This is a genomic window from Amycolatopsis sp. NPDC045836 (genome assembly GCF_056431745.1).
This window is the reverse complement of sequence record NZ_JBWKKF010000026.1, coordinates 19,077-35,782: the sequence shown is the minus strand read 5'-3', so window position 1 is coordinate 35,782 and position 16,706 is coordinate 19,077. Positions and strand designations below refer to the sequence as shown.

Sequence of the window (16,706 nt, the reverse complement as noted above, 5' to 3'; positions counted from 1 at the left end):
TCTGGTCAACTAAGCGAGCGCTCACCCCATCCTGCACGCTCAGCGCCGGAGGGCAAGCCCCGCTCCGGTTAGGGTGTAGGCGTGCCCCGACCGGGCGCGCCTTTCCGCAGAACAGGAGCCGGGAGTGGAGTACGCCGAACACATCGTCGACCTGGTGGGCAACACGCCGCTGGTGAAGCTGAACGCGCTGGCCGACGGCCTCAAGCCGCTGGTGCTGGCCAAGGTCGAGTACGTCAACCCCGGCGGGAGCGTCAAGGACCGCATCGCGCTGCGCATGGTCGAGGCGGCCGAACGCTCGGGCGAGCTGAAGCCCGGCGGCACGATCGTCGAGCCGACCTCGGGCAACACCGGCGTCGGGCTGGCCATGGTGGCCCAGCGCAAGGGCTACAAGTGCGTGTTCGTCTGCCCGGACAAGGTCAGCGAGGACAAGCGCAACGTGCTCAAGGCCTACGGCGCCGAGGTGGTGGTCTGCCCGACCGCCGTCGCGCCGGAGCACCCGGAGTCCTACTACAACGTCTCCGACCGCCTGGTCAACGAGATCGAGGGCGCCTGGAAGCCCAACCAGTACGCCAACCCGGAGAACCCGGCCAGCCACTACCACTCGACCGGCCCGGAGCTGTGGCGGCAGACCGACGGCCGGATCACCCACTTCGTCACCGGGGTCGGCACCGGCGGCACCATCTCCGGCACCGGGCGCTACCTCAAGGAGGTCAGCGACGGCCGGGTGAAGGTCATCGGCGCGGACCCGGAGGGCTCGGTCTACTCGGGCGGGTCCGGGCGGCCGTACCTGGTCGAGGGCGTCGGCGAGGACTTCTGGCCGGAGACCTACGACCGGTCGGTGGCCGACGAGATCATCCCGGTCTCCGACGCCGACTCCTTCCACACCACCCGCCGCCTGGCCCGCGAGGAGGGCCTGCTGGTCGGCGGCTCCTGCGGCATGGCCGTGGCCGCCGCGCTGGAGCTGGCCGAGCGGTGCACCGAGGACGACGTGATCGTGGTGCTGCTGCCCGACAGCGGCCGCGGTTACCTGACCAAGGTGTTCAACGACTCGTGGATGGCCTCCTACGGCTTCCTGCCCCCGGACTCCACCGGCGCCACCGTCGGTGACGTGCTCCGCCGCAAGGACGGCTCCCTGCCCGACCTGGTGCACAGCCACCCCGGCGAGACCGTCGGCGAGGCGGTGGCCATCCTGCGCGAGTTCGGCGTCAGCCAGATGCCCGTGGTCAGCGCGGAGCCGCCGGTGATGGCCGCCGAGGTGGTCGGCGCGGTCAACGAGCGGGATCTGCTCGACGCGTTGTTCACCGGCAAGGCCGCGCTGGCCGACCGGCTGGAGACGCACATGTCCCCGCCGCTGCCGACGATGGGCGCGGGCGAGCCGGTCGGCTCGGCGATGACCGCGCTGACCGCCGCCGACGGGGCGCTGGTGCTCGTCGACGGCAAGCCCGCCGGGGTCGTGACCAGGCAGGACCTGCTCGCCTTCCTCGCTGGTCGGTAGGAGCGTTTCCGCGGGTGGCGGGGTCGGGGCGTTACGCGCACTCCACCCCGCCATCAGATAGCGTGTGCGCGAGTTGAGTGAACAGACCAGGTCCTCGTCAAGGGGGTTCAAGACCCACATGAGTGCTCCGCAGCCACCGGACCAGCCTTGGGGCGGCGGGCAGCCGTCTCAAGGCCCGCCGAGTGGTCCCAACCCGCAGCAGGAAAACCCGTTCGGCCAGGCCGAGCCGACCCAGGTCGTGCAGCCGGGCCAGCCGCAGCCAGGCGGTGGCCAGTTCGGCGACGCGCCGGAGCCGACGCAGGTGGTCCAGCCGGGCAAGCCCGGCGACGCCGGAGCCACCCAGGTGGTGAACCCGGTGCAGGGTGGCGGTGAGCCCGGCGCGGACTCCACCCAGCTGGTGCCCCCCGGCTCGCAGCCGCCGCCAGCCATCCCGTACGCCCCGCCGCCGAGCGCGGCGGACAACCCGAACGCCGCCTTCGGCGGCCAGCCCGGCGGGTTCGGCGGGTTCGATCCGTCGCAGGGGCAGCAGCAGCCGGGGTTCGGCCAGCCCCCGGGCGGTCCCGGTGGGTTCGGCCCGCCCCCCGGCGGCTTCGGCCCGCCGCCCGGCCAGGGTGGCTTCGGCCCGCCCCCCGGTGGTTTCGGCGGCCCGCCGCCGGGCGGTGGCGGCGACAACAACAAGATGATCTCGATGATCATCGCCGGTGCGCTCGCGCTGCTGGCCGGTCTCTCGCTGATCTTCAACCTGATCAGCGTGATCGACGTGGCCACCCTCTCCTCGCCGTGCGACGGCCTGGCAGGCGCCGCGAAGGACCGCTGCGAGGACATGTCGGTCGACTACGGGGTCGGCGCCGGCGTGATCATCATGTGGGTGATCCTGCTGCTCGGCCTGGCCGGGGCGATCGCCGGTGCGGCGCTGATCTTCATGCGCAAGAAGATCGCGCAGTACGTGCTGCTCGGCAGCGGTGGGCTGCTGATCGTCTTCACCATCGTGGTCGCGGCCATGTACACCTTCGCCGGTGGCCTGGTGTTCAACCTGTTCATCGGCCTGCTCGCGGCCGGTGCCGGCGTGCTCGGCTTCTTCCCGGCCACCCGGCCCTACATCGGCATGGACAGCGGTTCGGCCTTCGGTGGCCAGGGCGGTCAGGGTGGCGGCTTCGGCGGTCCCGGTGGCCCGGGCGGCCCCGGTGGTTTCGGCCCGCCGCCCGGTGGTGGCTTCGGCCCGCCGCCCGGTGGTCCCGGTGGGTTCCCGCCGCCGCAGGGTCCGCCCAACGGCGGGTTCGGCCAGCCCCCGCAGGGCCCGCCGGGTGGTTTCGGGCAGCCCCCGCAGGGGCCGCCGAGCGGTGGCTTCGGCCAGCCGCCGCAGGGCCCGCCCAGCGGTGGGTTCCCGCAGCCGGGCCAGCCGCCGCAGCCCGGTGCGTTCCCGCCGCCGCCGGGGCAGCAGCCCCCGCAGCAGTGGTGAGCTAGCTGGCGACACCCGAAGGGTGCCCTCGGCCGTTCGGCCGAGGGCACCCTTTTTCGCTTCCGGCCCGCTAGGGTGGCTGCCTAGGAATCGCGACGGACCTGGGAGAACCCCGTGACGAATCCCTACGGATATCAGCCACAGCCGGGCCCCGGTTACCCCGGGCAGCCGGGCGGTTATCCCGCGCCGCAGCGCCGGCCGAGCGGGGCCACCGCGATCATCGCGGCCGTGCTCGGCCTGCTGCTCGCCGGGATCGCCGGTTACCTCCCGCTCGCCGAGTTGTTCATCGACCTGCCGTCCGGGGTGGACATCGGCGACCTGCCCGGCGGGGTGCTCACCTACTACGCCCTGCTCACCGGCTGCGCGGTGTTCGCCCTGATCGGCGCGCTGATCACCTTCTTCCGCGCCACCGCGGGCGCGGTCCTGCTGCTGATCGGCGCCCTGCTCGGCGCGGTGGCGATCTTCCTGGAGCCGGCGCTGTGGGGCCGGGCGTACGGCCTGTACTTCGAGCTGGTCTTCGAATTCGCCAACACCGAAGGCATCCTGCGGGCGCTGCTGATGGTGCTGGCGCCGCTCACGCTGGTCTTCGCCGTGCTGCCGCCCACCTTCAAGTACCTCGGCTACAAGCCGCAGGCCCAGCCGATCTACGGTCCGCCGCAGGGGTACCCGCCGCAACAGGGGTGGTGAGCGCGTGCGGACCGCGGTCGCTGCCGGGGTGCTCGCGCTGCTCGGCGGGCTGTGGCACCTGTTCGGCCTGGTCGCGGCCGCGTTCGGGCTGGTGACCACCCCGGCGGGCTGGTACCAGCTGGTCGTCGGCATCGGGCTCAACCTGCTGGTGGCCGCGTTGCTGGTGCCGGGCTCGATCATGCTGTTGCGCCGCCGCCCGTACGGCAGGCTGATGGTCATCGCCGGGGTGTGCGCGGCGCTGCTGAGCTACCTGCTGGTCATCCTGAGCGGGCTGACCGGGCTGAGCGAGAGCGCCGCGGGTGCGAGCTTCGCGATGGCCGGGTTGGTGCTGGTGATCACCATCGTGCCCGCCATCGTCACGCTGGGCCTGGTACTGGTGCCCGCCACCGATCGATGGGTCACCCAGGACGGTTACGCTGACCGCCCGATGGAGTGGCCACCCGGCCGGTGAATGGGGAGTACCAGTGACGCAACCGAACCACCCGCAGTACCCGCAGTACCCCGGTTCCGGGGGCTACCCGGTGCAGCCGTACCCGGCGGGCCCGCCCGGATATCCCGGTGTGCAGCCGAAGCCGAGCGGTGCCACCGCGATCACCGCCGGGGTGCTGGCCGTGCTCGGCGGGTTGTGGGGCCTGTTCTCGCTGGTGATGAGCATCATCCTGCTGACCGAACTGCGGAACGTGCCCGCCTACACCTACATCGGCGTCGGCACCACCGCGATCGAGTCGGTGCTGTTGCTCGTCGGCGCCATCCTGCTGTTCATGAAGAAGCCGGCCGGCCGGTGGCTGGTGGTGGCGGGCTGCGCGCTGGTGCTGGTGTCCTACGTGCTGTCCATCGTGATGACCGCGATCGGCTCGGCGGGCTTCGAGGTCGGTGGTGCGGTGGCGACGGGTGGCGCGATCGCCGGGCTGATCATCGTGGCCGTGCCCGCGATCGCCACGCTGGTGCTGGCCGCCGTCCCGGCGACCGGGCGCTACCTCAAGCAGAGCGCCACGCCGCCGCAGCAGCCGCCGACGGGGTACCCGCAGCAGCCTGGCCGGTGAGCTCGCCGGGCCCGGTGGTACCACGATGTGGTGCCACCGCGTCCACCCCGGGCTGCATCATCCCACCTGCCGGGACGGTTGTTGGCGGGCCGTACCCTGGGGATCATGGTTGACGACGTCTTCAGGTTCGGCTTCGAAACGCGCGCGATCCACGCGGGGCAGCAGCCCGATCCGCGTACCGGCGCGGTCATCGTGCCGATCTACCAGACCTCGACCTACGCCCAGGACGGCGTGGGCGGTACCCGCGAGGGCGACTACGAGTACTCGCGCACCGCCAACCCCACGCGCACCGCGCTCGAGCAGGCGCTGGCCTCCCTGGAAGGCGCCCGCCACGCGCTCGCCTTCGCCTCCGGCATGGCCGCCACCGACGCCGTGCTGCGCACCGTGCTCCGCCCCGGCGACCACCTCGTGCTCGGGGACGACGCCTACGGCGGCACCTTCCGGCTGATCGACAAGGTGCTGTCGCACTGGGGCGTCGACTACACCGTGGCCCACCTGTCCGACCTCGACGAGGTGCGGGCGGCGATCCGCCCGGAGACCAAGCTGGTCTGGTGCGAGTCGCCGACCAACCCGCTGCTCGGCATCGCCGACATCGCCGCGCTGTCCGGCCTGGCGCACTCGGCGGGCGCGCGGCTCGTGGTGGACAACACCTTCGCCACCCCGTACCTGCAGAACCCGCTCTCGCTCGGCGCGGACATCGTGCTGCACTCCACCACGAAGTACCTGGGCGGCCACTCGGATGTGGTCGGGGGCGCGGTCATCACCAACGAGGACGAGCTGCGTGAGCAGCTCTTCTTCTTGCGCAACACCGCGGGCGCGGTACCCGGCCCGTTCGACGCCTTCCTCACCCTGCGCGGGCTGAAGACGCTCGCCGTGCGCATGGAACGGCACTGCGACAACGCCGAGCTGATCGCGAACGCGCTGGCCGCGCACCCGAAGGTGGCCAAGGTCTACTACCCGGGCCTGCCCGAGCACCCCGGCCACGAGATCGCGGCGAAGCAGATGCGCCGGTTCGGCGGCATGATCTCGTTCACCCACGCCGACGGGGAGCAGGCCGCGCTGGACACCGCCGCGCGGACCGAACTGTTCATCCTCGCCGAGTCGCTCGGCGGCATCGAGTCGCTGATCGAGCACCCCGGCCGGATGACCCACGCCAGCGTGGTCGGCTCGACCCTGCAGGTGCCCGCGGAACTGCTGCGCCTGTCCGTCGGCATCGAAGACAGCCGCGACCTGCTGGACGACCTGCTGAAGGCGCTCGGCTGAGCGCTGCCCGGCCAGTCCGCTCGGACCGCCTGCGCGCGCGAAGGGGGGGCGAGCGTGACCGGCCTGGAGAAAAGCGCCTAGGGGCGGTAGTTCTGGTGGACGGCCTCGTTGCCGGTCCGCTCCGGGGAACTCGGGAGCGAGGCGCCGTCCACGCAGCCACCGACCAGCTCGATGTGGTCGTCGTGGCGGATGTACTGGCCCGGGTCTCCGCAGGCGGCGGCGTCCACGGTGTAGAAGGCCGCGCCGGTGAGCGCGATGGCCGAGGCGACGCCGGCGATCAGGGGCAGCACACCGACCGACCGGCCCGCGGTGGACACCCGTGACATGCTTTCACTCCCTGTGGAAAACCGGTGACGAGTTCAGGGTACCCGGTCCGGCCGAACTCCTCTGTCGAAGCCGGGAAGCTGGCATGATCCCGAGGCATGCAACTGGTTGATCTCGACCGGATCGAAGCGGCCCGTACCCTGTTGGCCGGTGTGGTCCGCAAGACCCCGATGGAGCACGCGCGCGACCTGCGCAGGCTCCACGGCGGTCCCGTCCACCTCAAGTGCGAGAACCTCCAGCGCACCGGGTCGTTCAAGATCCGCGGCGCCTACACCCGCATCCACGGGCTGAGCGAGGACGAACGCGGGCGCGGGGTGGTCGCCGCCAGCGCGGGCAACCACGCCCAGGGCGTGGCGCTGGCCGCGGCCCTGCTCGGCGCGAAGTCCACGGTGTTCATGCCCGAACGCGTTCCCCTGCCCAAACTGGCTGCGACCAGGGGTTATGGCGCCGACGTGCACCTGCACGGGGCGGTGCTGGAGGAGACGCTGGCCGAGGCGGTGGCCTTCGCCGAGCAGACCGGCGCGGTGTTCATCCACCCGTTCGACCACCCGGACGTCATCGCCGGGCAGGGCACGGTCGGGCTGGAGGTGCTCGAACAGGTGCCCGGCGTGGCCACCATCCTGGTCGCCACCGGAGGCGGTGGCCTGGTCGGCGGGGTGGCGTCGGCGGTGAAGGCGGTGCGGCCGTCGGTGAAGGTGGTCGGCGTGCAGGCGGAGAACGCGGCCGCGTTCCCGGTCTCGCTGGCCGCCGGGAAACCGGTGCGGCTGACGTCGACGAGCACCATGGCCGACGGCATCGCGGTCGGCGAACCGGGGCCGGTCAGCTACGCCCACGTGTCCCGCATGGTGGACGACGTGGTCACGGTGACCGAGGAATCGCTCTCGCGGGCGGTGCTGCTGTGCCTGGAACGGCGGAAGCTCATCGTCGAACCCGCCGGCGCGGCGGCAGTGGCGGCGCTGCTCCAGCACCCGGGTGCGTTCGAGCCGCCGATCGTGGCGGTGCTCTCCGGCGGGAACGTCGACCCGCTGCTGTTGTTGCAGATCATCCAGCACGGCATGACCGCCGGTGGCCGCTACCTGAAGCTGCGCCTGCGGGTCCCGGACCGCCCGGGTTCGCTGGCCGGGGTGCTGTCGAAGGTGAGCGAACTGGGTGCGAACGTGGTCGACGTGGAGCACTCGCGCATCTCGGGCGCCCTGCGGCTGGGGGAGGTCGAGGTCTCGCTGAACCTGGAGACGCGGGGTCCGGAACACTGCGCCGAAGTCGGCACCGAACTCCAGCGCGCCGGGTTCACCGTCGTGTGACCCCGGAACGGGCAAGGGCATCGCCCGCGGGTGCGAGCGATGCCCTTGCCGGATCCGGTGCGGTCAGAGGTTGCCGCGGCGTTCCTGTTCGCGCTCGATGGCCTCGAACAACGCCTTGAAGTTGCCCTTGCCGAAGCCCAGCGAGCCGTGGCGTTCGATGAGTTCGTAGAACACCGTGGGGCGGTCGCCGATGGGCTTGGTGAAGATCTGCAGCAGGTAACCGTCCTCGTCGCGGTCGACCAGGATGCGGTGCTCCTTCAGCGTCTCGATCGGCACGCGCACCTTGCCGATCCGCGCCCGCAGCTCCGGGTCGTCGTAGTACGAGTCCGGGGTGTCGAGGAATTCGACGCCCGCGTTGCGCATGGCGGTGACGGTGGTGATGATGTCGTTGGTGGCCAGGGCGATGTGCTGGCAACCGGCGCCGTCGTAGAACTCGAGGTACTCGTCGATCTGCGACTTCTTCTTCGCCACCGCCGGCTCGTTCAGCGGGAACTTCACCCGGTGGTTGCCGTTCGACACCACCTTGCTCATCAGCGCCGAGTACTCGGTGGCGATGTCGTCGCCGACGAATTCGGCCATGTTCACGAAGCCCATGACGCGGTGGTACCAGTCGACCCAGTAGTCCATCTTGCCCAGCTCGACGTTGCCCACGCAGTGGTCGACGGCCTGGAACAGCCGCTTCGGCGCCCCCTCGGGCCGCTTGACGGTGCTCTCGCGAGCCACGTAACCGGGCAGGTAGGGGCCGGTGTAGCGGGAGCGGTCGATCAGCGAGTGGCGGGTTTCGCCGTAGGTCGCGATCGAGGCGATGCGCACGGTGCCGTGCTCGTCGGAGATCTCATAGGGCTCTTCGAGCACGGTGGCGCCCTGGGCGCGGGCGTGCTCGACGCACTTGTCGACGTCGGCGACTTCGAGGGCGAGGTCGGTGACGCCGTCGCCGTGGCGGCGGTGGTGGTCGAGCAGGGCGGAGTCGGGCTTGACGCCGCCGTTGATGACGAACCGCGCCGAGCCGGACTTGAGCACGAACGACTTGCGGTCGGCGTTGCCGGTCTCGGGGCCGGAGTAGGCGACCAGCTGCATGCCGAAGGCGACCTGGTAGAACCACGCGGTCTGCGTGGCGTTGCCGGAGATGAAGACCACCGCGTCCATGGCCTTCACCGGGAACGGGTCGGCCGACGCGTCGTGGTCGACGAGGCCGACGAGCTGACGCAGCTGGTCATAGCTGACGTCGTCCATGGAGCCTTGTGGGTCGAGTGTGTGCGTCATGCCACTGAGCATCAGCCCAGCGGGCAAGATGAGCAACAGTCCCCGGAATCGCTGGGCAGTATGCTCAAGGAAACCAGTGGACTGCCGGTCAGAGTGGACAACCTGCGCAGGGGAGATCGCCGATGCCCGAAGACGCCCTCGACGACCTCGACGCGCGCCTGCTCCTGCTGCTCACCGATGCCCCGCGCCTCGGGGTGCTCGAATGCGCGCGCCGGCTCGGGGTGGCCCGCGGCACCGTGCAGGCCAGGCTGGACCGGCTGGCGGCGAAGGGCGTGCTCGGCGGCTTCCCGCCGGAACTGGACCTCGGCGCGATGGGCTACGGCCTGACCGCGTTCGCCTGGCTGGAGATCGCCCAGGGCCGCCGGACCGAGGTGGCGGCGGCGCTGGCCGCCATCGACGAGGTGTGCGAGGTGCACGCGACCACCGGCCAGGGCGACCTGTTCGTCCGCATGGTGGCCCGCGACAACGACGACCTGCAACGGGTGATCGACGAGGTGGTCGGCGTGCCGGACGTGCTGCGGACCTCCACCTCGATCGCGTTGTCCACGCCCGTTCCCCCGCGGGTGCGCCCCCTGCTGGAACGCACCGCGCGAGGGGCGTAGCTCAGTCGCGGGCGTGCTCGAGGTAGCGCTTCGCCGACCGCTGCACGATGCCGTGCGCGTCGGCGTTGATGGAGGAGTTCCACCAGGCGCCGTGCAGCTTCTCGAACCGGTACGGCTCGAGGATCTCGGCGGCGCGCTTGACGATGCTCGGCCGCTCCGGGATCAGGTTGGGGTAGCTGTACATGAAGCCGACGAACTTGCGGTCGGGGATGACCTGCACGATGTCGCCGGTGAGCAGCGCGCCCTTGCCCTCGGCGCCGTCGCGCCAGTGGAGCACGGTGCTGCCGGCGAAGTGCACGCCGAGGTTGATCAGCGTGAGGTCGTCGGCGATCTGCTTGCTCTCGCCGCTCCACAGCTCGATCGAGTCGTCGGTGCGCCCGATCCACGCCTGGTCCTTCTCGTGCAGGTGGATCGGCACGTCGAAGGTCTTGGCCCACTCCACCATGGTCGAGTAGTAGTGCGGGTGGCTGATCGCCAGGCCGGTGATGCCGCCCACCGCCTCGACCGCCGCGACGATCTCGTCGTCGAGGTAGGTCACGCAGTCCCAGAGGAAGTTGCCCGAGGCGGCCTGGACCAGCAGCGCGCGCTGGCCGATGCCGAACCGGGGCTCGGTGCCGATTTCGATCAGCCCTTCGCCCGGGTGTTCGATGCGCGCCGAATACTGCCCACCGGCGCGCATGGCGGCGAGAGAGGTCCAGGTCTGGCCGGATTGGGGGACGTACTGGCGTTCGTCCTCGCAGATCTGGCATTCCGTCTGTGGCGTCGCGTACTGGGTCCCGCAGGTCCCGCAAACTGGTAAGTCGCTCAAAACTGCCTCCCAAAGCTTTGCTTCGAAGCTAGCCGGAAACATGCGCGCCCGGCCATGGGCATAGCTCACGGCCGGGCGTGCATTTTTCAGGTCCGGGGAGGCGCGGCGGGTCAGCCGGTGTAGGGCACCGCCTTGACCAGGGTCACCTTCTGGGTATTGCCGTTGGGCAACTCGTACTCGCGGGCCTCGCCCTCCTTCGCGCCGAGCAGGGCGCGGCCGAGCGGGGACTCCGGGGAGTACACGTCGAGGGCGCCCTCGGCGCCTTCTTCGCGGGTGGCGAGCAGGAACTTCTCGTCCTCGTCGTCGCCGTCGTAACGCACGGTGAGAATCTTGCCGGGCTCCGCGACACCGTCGTTGGCCGGGGCCTCGCCCACCTTGGCCGCGCGCAGCAGCTCCTGCAGGTGGCGGATGCGGGACTCCTGGTGGGCCTGCTCCTCGCGAGCGGCGTGGTACCCGCCGTTCTCCTTGAGGTCGCCCTCTTCCCGGCTGTCGTTGATCTTCGCGGCGATGACCGGACGATTCTCGATGAGTTCGTCGAGCTCGTGCTTGAGCCTGTCGTAGGCATCCTGGGTCAGCCAGGTCACCTGGGTGTCGCTCACGGTCACCATCTCCTCGTCGGGCCTGCCGGTCTTGGGTATACAAGCCGGCCACCTCGACCGGCGTGGCTCGCCGGCGAGGCAGAGATAAAGGAAAAACACGGCCCGTCTTGGGCCGTGCCGGTAGATCAGCATAACACGACGAGCGGTGCCGAGACCGCTCGAAAGGCCGTTGAACGGGCGTTGACCGCCCTGTTCACCCCGTTGGCCGCTATGGGGTTGACAAATATTGGGGTACCTCGTACGAGCAGCCGAAAACATCGGCGGTCACCGGGCGCCCGCTGCTTTTGATCACCGCTTTCACCGCGGTGCTGCTTTCCCCCGGTGGCACCAGCACTTCCCGCCGCCCGCTTTCGGCCCCGGTGAGGTCCCGGACCCGCACGATGCAGACGCCGGGTCGCTGGGGCTCGTCCCTGGTGACGTCGACGGTGATCTCCATCGCGTTCCCGGGCAGCTCGGTGAACAACCGGCGCTCGCCCTCGATCGGCGCGGTGCCGAGGTTGGCGTAGGCCAGCACCGCCACGGCGGTCCCGACCAGCAGGCTCGCCGCGCTCAGCGCCCACGTGCGCCACCGCTTCGGGGTCCGCCGCGGTGCCCTGCCGTAGCGGTCCTCGAGCGGCCGAGCGGGTGTTTCGGTGGGCAAACCGGGCCTCCGGGCCGTCTTGTCGGTGCAACGGGGACAATGGGGAGGGGAATAGCTGAGTCGAGTATCCGCGTTGGCCGTCTGGGGGCTTGACGTGGGGTCAACGCAGAGAAGGGACATGCCGGTTATGGGGCTTCGGCTGATGGCGGTGCACGCCCACCCGGACGACGAGTCCAGCAAGGGCGCGGCCACCATGGCGCGCTACGTCGCCGAGGGGCACGAGGTCATGGTGGTGACCTGCACCGGGGGAGAGGCGGGCAGCATCCTCAACCCGGCGATGGACCGGCCCGAGGTGCTGGAGAACATGACCGAGATCCGCCGCGAGGAGATGGCGCGCGCGGCGAAGATCCTCGGCGTGCAGCACCGGTGGCTCGGTTTCGTCGACTCGGGCCTGCCGGAGGGGGACCCGCTGCCCCCGCTGCCGGAGGGCTGCTTCGCCACGGTGCCGATCGAGGAGTCGACCGGTCCGCTGGTCGAGGCCATCCGCGACTTCCGCCCGCACGTGATCATCACCTACGACGAGAACGGCGGGTACCCGCACCCGGACCACATCCGCACGCACGAGATCTCCATGGCCGCCTTCGACGCGGCAGGCGATCCGGACAAGTACCCGGGCACGGGCGACCCGTGGCAGCCGCTGAAGCTGTACTACGTGCACGGCTTCTCCCGCGCCCGCATGACGGCGATGCACGAGGCCCTGCTCAAGGCGGGCATGGAGTCGCCGTACGAGGAGTGGCTCAAGCGCTGGAGCGACGACAAGCCGGACGTGATGGAGCGGGTGACCACCCGCGTCGAGTGCGGTGACTACTTCGAGCAGCGTGACGAAGCCCTCAAGGCGCACGCCACCCAGATCGACCCGGACAGCCGCTGGTTCGCCACCCCGCTGGAGATCCAGCGCGAGCTGTGGCCGACCGAGGAGTACGAGCTGGTCCGGTCGCTGGTGGACAGCACGGTTCCGGAGGACGATCTGTTCGCGGGCATCGTGGGGGCGGACGAAGGACGACCCGCCAAGCTCTGAGAAGGTGAGCCCATGAGTTTTGTACTGCCGGACCTGGCCGTGGTGCCGGTCACCGCCACCGCGGTGCTGGCCCAGCAGCCCGGCAACGGCGACAACGGCGGGCAGGGCGAGGACTTCGGCAAGTCCTCGCCCGTCGGCCTGCTGGTGCTGATCCTGTTCCTGATCGCCGTGGTGCTGCTGGTCCGCTCGATGACCAAGCACCTCAAGCGGGTGCCGGCCAGCTTCGACGAACCGGCGCCGAAGGCCCCGCCGGCCTTGAAGGACCCGGAAGGCCCGGAGGCCCCGGCAGCCCCGGCGAGCGAGGAGAAGCCCGCCGAGGCCAAGCCCGAGGACGTCAAGCACTCCGGTTAGAGCCGCGGGTCCACCGGCTCCGACTCCAGCGCGAGCACCGCGAACACGCATTCGTGCACGCGCCAGAGCGGCTCGCCCCGCGCCACCCGGTCCAGCGCCTCCAGTCCGAGCGCGTACTCGCGCAGCGCCAGCGCCCGCTTGCGGCCCAGTCCGCGGCTGCGCAGCTGGGGCAGGTGGTCGAGGTACTCGGGCCCGTAGATGATCCGCAGGTACTCCCGCCCGCGCACCTTGACCCCCGGCTGCACCAGCCCGCGGGTACCCCGCGTGAGGTTCGCGGCCGGCTTGACCACCATCCCTTCACCACCGGCTTCGGTCAGCCCGAGCCACCACCGCGTGGCCGACGCCAGTTCCTCGGCGTCGGTGGTGTCGACGAACCGCGTCCGGGTGACCGCGACCAGGTCCGGATCGGCCGCCGCCAGCCGCGCCACCAGGTCGAGGTGCCAGGCGTGCGGCTTCGTGTGGTGCGCCGCACCCGCCGAGGCCAGCACCTGGAACGGCGCCAGCCGCACCCCGGACAGGCCCTCGGTCGGCCAGCAGTAGCGCCGGTAGGCCGCCCGGTAGTGCTCGACCGCCGAAGCCCGTGACCGCGTGCGCTCCAGCAGGGGGCCCACGTCGATCCCGCGTCCGGCGGCGGCCTCCAGTTCGGCGACCGCGGTGGGCAGCACGGCCTGCGCCGCCGCGCCCACCGAGGCGTACTGGCCGGCGATCAGCGCCCCGGCCTTGAGGCTCCACGGCATCAGCTCGGCGTCGAGCAGCAGCCAGTCCGTGCCGAGTTCGTCCCACAACCCGGCCGACGTCACCGCTTCGCGCACCCGGCCGAGGAACGCGTCGTCGGAGAAGAACGGACGGCCGGTGCGCGTGTACACCGCGCCGTCGCCTTCGATGCCGAAGCGCGCCGGGGCCACCCCGGAATCCCGGCAGACCAGCACCACGGCCCGCGAGCCCATGTGCTTCTCCTGGCACACCACCGACTGCACGCCCGCCGCCCGGAACTCGGCGAACGCCTGCTCGGGGTGTTCGAGGTACCCGTCGCGGTCGGAGGTGGCGCTCGGGGCCATGGTCGGGGGCAGGTAGAGCAGCCACCGGGGGTCGATGGCGAACCGGCTCATCACCTCCAGCGCGGCGGCCGACTGCTCCGCCGACACCCCGACCCGCCCGTGGTACCGCGTTTCCAGGATGCGCTTGCCGGTGACGTCGGCCAGTTCGAGCACGGTCGGCTCGCGCGTGGCCGGGCCCAGCGGGCGCACCGGTTCGTACCAGACCTTCTTGGCGGGCACCGAGACGACTTCCCGTTCCGGGTACCGCAGCGCGGTCAGCTTTCCGCCGAACACGCAGCCGGTGTCCAGGCACATCGTGCCGTTGACCCACTCGGCGTCCGGTGTCGGCGTGTGTCCGTACAGGACGGTCGCGGTGCCGCGGTAGTCGCGGGCCCACGGGTAGCGCACCGGCAACCCGAACTCGTCGGTCTCCCCGGTGGTCTCGCCGAACAACGCCGTGCTGCGCACCCGCCCGGACGCGCGGCCGTGGAACCGCTCGGGCAACCCCGCGTGCGCGACGACCAGCTTGCCGCCGTCGAGCACGTAGTGCGCGATCAGCCCGTCGCAGAACTCCAGCGCCTTGGCCCGGAACGCCTCGTCCCGCGTGCCGAGCTGGTCGAGCGATTCGGCCAGCCCGTGCGTGACCTGCACCTTCTTGCCCCGCAGCGCCCGCACCAGCTTCTGCTCGTGGTTCCCGCACACCGACAGCGCGCTGCCGCGTTCGACCATGGCCATCACCAGTTCGAGCACGCCGGGCGTGTCCGGGCCGCGGTCGACCAGGTCACCGACGAACACCGCGGTGCGGCCGCCGGGGTGGTGGTAGGCGCCGTCGTGGACGTAACCGAGTTCGCCGAGCAGCTCCTCCAGTTCCTCGCGGCAGCCGTGCACGTCACCGATCACGTCGAACGGCCCGGTGAGGTCGCGCCGGTCGTTCATCAGCGGCTCGACCACGATCTCGGCGGCTTCGACCTCGTCCACCGAGCGCAGCACGTGCACCCGCCGGAAGCCCTCCTTCTGCAGGTGCTTCAGCGACCGCTTCAGCTCACCGCGCTGGCGCCGGATCACGTGCGCGCCGAAGTCCCGGTCCGGGCGCGCCTCGGTGCGGGTCACGCACAGCGACTCGGGCAGGTCGAACACGATGGCCGTGGGCAGCACGTCGTGCTCCTTGGCCAGCTTCACCAGGTCCGCACGCGAACTGCGCTGCACGTTGGTCGCGTCGACGACGGTCAGCCGCCCGGCCGCGAGCCGCTTGCCCGCGACGAAGTGCAGTGCGGCGAAGGCGTCGGCGCTGGCCGCCTGGTCGTTCTCGTCGTCGGAGACCAGGCCGCGGAAGAAGTCGCTGGAGAGCACCTGCGTCGGCGCGAAGTGCGTGCGGGCGAAGGTCGACTTGCCCGAGCCGGACACGCCGACCAGCGCCACCAGCGACATGTCGGGAATGGTCAGCTTCACGCCGTCACCTCCGTGAACACCGCGAGCTGCGTCGGCGCGCCGACCTCCGGGTCCTCCGGCCCGACCGGCAACTGCCGCACCACGTAACCGTTGCGCCCGGCGACCTCGGCGGCCCACCGGGTGAACTGGTCGCGCGTCCACTCGAACCGGTGGTCGGTGTGCCGGAAGGCGCCGGCGGGCAGGGATTCGAACCGCACGTTGTACTCCGAGTTGGGGGTGGTCACGATGACGGTGCGTGGCCGGGCCACGCCGAAGACGGCGTGCTCCAGCGCGGGCAGGCGCTCCTCGTCGACGTGCTCGATGACCTCCATCAGCACGGCGGCGTCGTACCCGGCCAGCGACGGGTCGGCGTAGGTCAGCGCGGACTGGCGCAGCCTGATCCGGTCGCGCTGCCGGTCCGGCAGGCGGTCCAGCTTGAGCCGCCGTTCGGCCAGGTCGAGCGCCTTCGCCGAGACGTCGACGCCGACGAGCTCGGTGAACGACGGCTCGTTCATCAGCACCCGCAGCAGGGCACCACCACCGCAGCCGAGGTCGAGCACGCGCTGCGCCCCGGCCGCCCGCAGCGCCGCCAGCACGCTGCCCTGGCGCTGCTTGGCCAGCGACTCGGAACGCTCCACGCGGAGTTCTTCACGCTCGTCCTCCACGCCCAGCCGTTCCAGGGCGTAGTTCACGTACGCACGACGGTGTTCCAGGTACCGCTGGGTGATCACTTCGCGCTCGGGGTGCGTGGCGAGCCAGCCGTCCCCGGCCCGCAGCAGCTTGTCGGCCTCGTCCTGGCCGACCCAGTAGTGCTTGGTGCCGTCCAGCGCGGGCAGCAGCACGTACAACTGGCGCAGGGCGTCCGCGAGCCGCAGCTCCCCGGTCAGCGCCACGTCCACGTACCGCGACTCGGCCCAGCCGGGGAACGCCGGGTCGAGCGGCACCGCACCGCCCTCGACCTGCCAGCCGAGGGGTTCGAAGAACCGCCGGACCAGCTCGATCCCACCGCGCGAGCACAGCGACGGCACGCGCACCAGCAGCGGGATCGGCTGCCGGGCCAGCTCCGGGCGCGCGTCGCAGCGGCCGGTCATCGCGGTGGTGAACACCGTGCGCAGGGCCACGGCCAGCTGTGAGCCCGCCGCGTACGGGCGGTCGTTCACGTACTGGGTCAGCGTCGTGCCGCCGCCGCGCACCAGCGCGATCGGGTCGATCTCCGCCAGCAGCGCCACCGTGCACTCGGCCTCGGTGGCTCGCGGGTAGAACACGTGGGCGGTGCCGGCCGAGAGCGGGAACGACTGCGCGCGCTCCGGATGCTTGTGCAGGAGGAAACCGAGGTCGGTGGCCGGTCGGTGGGTGGTGGAGATGGTCAGCAACACCGGGACAGTGTG

The 16,706-nt window shown here is 71.1% G+C and carries 17 protein-coding genes; 10 read left to right on the top strand and 7 right to left on the bottom strand.

The window, feature by feature from the left end:
* The first annotated feature begins 124 nt into the window (after positions 1–124).
* From AC07EG_RS34420 to AC07EG_RS34395, 6 genes are all read left to right on the top strand, one after another.
* Entirely contained in the window at positions 125–1,495 is a 1,371-nt protein-coding gene (locus tag AC07EG_RS34420; protein ID WP_478257434.1) for a cystathionine beta-synthase, read from the top strand.
* A gap of 118 nt (positions 1,496–1,613) precedes the next feature.
* A complete protein-coding gene (locus tag AC07EG_RS34415) occupies positions 1,614–2,954 on the top strand; it encodes a hypothetical protein (protein WP_478257433.1) in 1,341 nt (446 codons plus the stop codon).
* A 114-nt stretch (positions 2,955–3,068) separates the two neighbouring features.
* The gene (locus AC07EG_RS34410) at positions 3,069–3,641 is read left to right on the top strand and encodes a hypothetical protein (protein WP_478257432.1); all 573 of its coding nucleotides are present in this window, start codon (positions 3,069–3,071) and stop codon (positions 3,639–3,641) included.
* 4 nt (positions 3,642–3,645) lie between these two features.
* Positions 3,646–4,092: a hypothetical protein gene (locus AC07EG_RS34405; RefSeq protein WP_478257431.1), complete on the top strand. Its 447-nt coding sequence runs from the start codon at positions 3,646–3,648 to the stop codon at positions 4,090–4,092.
* Between the two features lie 13 nt (positions 4,093–4,105).
* Positions 4,106–4,684 carry a hypothetical protein gene (locus AC07EG_RS34400; protein ID WP_478257430.1) on the top strand — a complete coding sequence of 193 codons (579 nt, stop codon included), beginning with the start codon at positions 4,106–4,108 and terminating at the stop codon, positions 4,682–4,684.
* Positions 4,685–4,789: 105 nt separating this feature from the next.
* Positions 4,790–5,947 carry a cystathionine gamma-synthase gene (locus AC07EG_RS34395; protein ID WP_478257429.1) on the top strand — a complete coding sequence of 386 codons (1,158 nt, stop codon included), beginning with the start codon at positions 4,790–4,792 and terminating at the stop codon, positions 5,945–5,947.
* A gap of 77 nt (positions 5,948–6,024) precedes the next feature.
* Here the strand turns inward: AC07EG_RS34395 and AC07EG_RS34390 are convergent, their stop codons facing one another.
* Entirely contained in the window at positions 6,025–6,273 is a 249-nt protein-coding gene (locus AC07EG_RS34390) for a hypothetical protein (RefSeq protein ID WP_478257428.1), read from the bottom strand.
* Positions 6,274–6,369: 96 nt separating this feature from the next.
* Here AC07EG_RS34390 and ilvA point away from each other — a divergent pair, with 96 nt between their 5' ends.
* Positions 6,370–7,572 (top strand): threonine ammonia-lyase, encoded by a 1,203-nt coding sequence (gene ilvA / locus AC07EG_RS34385; protein ID WP_478257427.1) that lies wholly within the window; start codon positions 6,370–6,372, stop codon positions 7,570–7,572.
* A gap of 63 nt (positions 7,573–7,635) precedes the next feature.
* Here the strand turns inward: ilvA and hppD are convergent, their stop codons facing one another.
* Complete coding sequence (gene hppD, locus AC07EG_RS34380) at positions 7,636–8,835, bottom strand: 4-hydroxyphenylpyruvate dioxygenase (RefSeq protein ID WP_478257426.1); 1,200 nt, start codon at positions 8,833–8,835, stop codon at positions 7,636–7,638.
* A gap of 122 nt (positions 8,836–8,957) precedes the next feature.
* Between hppD and AC07EG_RS34375 the strand changes: the two genes are divergently transcribed.
* Positions 8,958–9,437, top strand: a complete 480-nt coding sequence (locus AC07EG_RS34375) for an Lrp/AsnC family transcriptional regulator (protein WP_478257425.1) — start codon at positions 8,958–8,960, stop codon at positions 9,435–9,437.
* Between the two features lies 1 nt (position 9,438).
* On the opposite strand, the gene AC07EG_RS34370 is transcribed toward AC07EG_RS34375, so the two are convergent.
* From AC07EG_RS34370 to AC07EG_RS34360, 3 genes are all read right to left on the bottom strand, one after another.
* The gene (locus AC07EG_RS34370; protein ID WP_478257424.1) at positions 9,439–10,245 is read right to left on the bottom strand and encodes an MBL fold metallo-hydrolase; all 807 of its coding nucleotides are present in this window, start codon (positions 10,243–10,245) and stop codon (positions 9,439–9,441) included.
* Positions 10,246–10,355: 110 nt separating this feature from the next.
* Positions 10,356–10,853, bottom strand: a complete 498-nt coding sequence (gene greA, locus AC07EG_RS34365; protein ID WP_478257423.1) for a transcription elongation factor GreA — start codon at positions 10,851–10,853, stop codon at positions 10,356–10,358.
* Between the two features lie 199 nt (positions 10,854–11,052).
* Positions 11,053–11,484, bottom strand: a complete 432-nt coding sequence (locus AC07EG_RS34360) for a DUF4307 domain-containing protein (RefSeq protein WP_478257422.1) — start codon at positions 11,482–11,484, stop codon at positions 11,053–11,055.
* A 142-nt stretch (positions 11,485–11,626) separates the two neighbouring features.
* On the opposite strand from AC07EG_RS34360, the gene mca reads away from it, so the two are divergent.
* Entirely contained in the window at positions 11,627–12,502 is an 876-nt protein-coding gene (mca, locus tag AC07EG_RS34355) for a mycothiol conjugate amidase Mca (protein ID WP_478257421.1), read from the top strand.
* Positions 12,503–12,514: 12 nt separating this feature from the next.
* On the top strand, positions 12,515–12,853 hold the full coding sequence (locus AC07EG_RS34350; RefSeq protein WP_478257420.1) for a hypothetical protein: 339 nt from the start codon (positions 12,515–12,517) through the stop codon (positions 12,851–12,853).
* On the opposite strand, the gene AC07EG_RS34345 is transcribed toward AC07EG_RS34350, so the two are convergent.
* Both AC07EG_RS34345 and AC07EG_RS34340 read right to left on the bottom strand, forming a co-directional pair.
* Positions 12,850–15,339 (bottom strand): polynucleotide kinase-phosphatase, encoded by a 2,490-nt coding sequence (locus AC07EG_RS34345; RefSeq protein WP_478257419.1) that lies wholly within the window; start codon positions 15,337–15,339, stop codon positions 12,850–12,852. The genes AC07EG_RS34350 and AC07EG_RS34345 overlap by 4 nt on opposite strands.
* Complete coding sequence (locus tag AC07EG_RS34340) at positions 15,336–16,694, bottom strand: 3' terminal RNA ribose 2'-O-methyltransferase Hen1 (protein WP_478257418.1); 1,359 nt, start codon at positions 16,692–16,694, stop codon at positions 15,336–15,338. Before AC07EG_RS34340 ends, AC07EG_RS34345 begins: the two co-directional genes overlap by 4 nt.
* Positions 16,695–16,706: the final 12 nt, after the last annotated feature.

Bases quoted from the DNA above. Each gene is read 5' to 3' on its own strand.
- AC07EG_RS34390 (WP_478257428.1), bottom strand. From the start codon at position 6,273: ATGTCACGGGTGTCCACCGCGGGCCGGTCGGTCGGTGTGCTGCCCCTG.
- ilvA (WP_478257427.1), top strand. From the start codon at position 6,370: ATGCAACTGGTTGATCTCGACCGGATCGAAGCGGCCCGTACCCTGTTG.
- AC07EG_RS34395 (WP_478257429.1), top strand. From the start codon at position 4,790: ATGGTTGACGACGTCTTCAGGTTCGGCTTCGAAACGCGCGCGATCCAC.
- AC07EG_RS34375 (WP_478257425.1), top strand. From the start codon at position 8,958: ATGCCCGAAGACGCCCTCGACGACCTCGACGCGCGCCTGCTCCTGCTG.
- mca (WP_478257421.1), top strand. From the start codon at position 11,627: ATGGCGGTGCACGCCCACCCGGACGACGAGTCCAGCAAGGGCGCGGCC.
- hppD (WP_478257426.1), bottom strand. From the start codon at position 8,835: ATGACGCACACACTCGACCCACAAGGCTCCATGGACGACGTCAGCTAT.
- AC07EG_RS34350 (WP_478257420.1), top strand. From the start codon at position 12,515: ATGAGTTTTGTACTGCCGGACCTGGCCGTGGTGCCGGTCACCGCCACC.
- greA (WP_478257423.1), bottom strand. From the start codon at position 10,853: ATGGTGACCGTGAGCGACACCCAGGTGACCTGGCTGACCCAGGATGCC.
- AC07EG_RS34415 (WP_478257433.1), top strand. From the start codon at position 1,614: ATGAGTGCTCCGCAGCCACCGGACCAGCCTTGGGGCGGCGGGCAGCCG.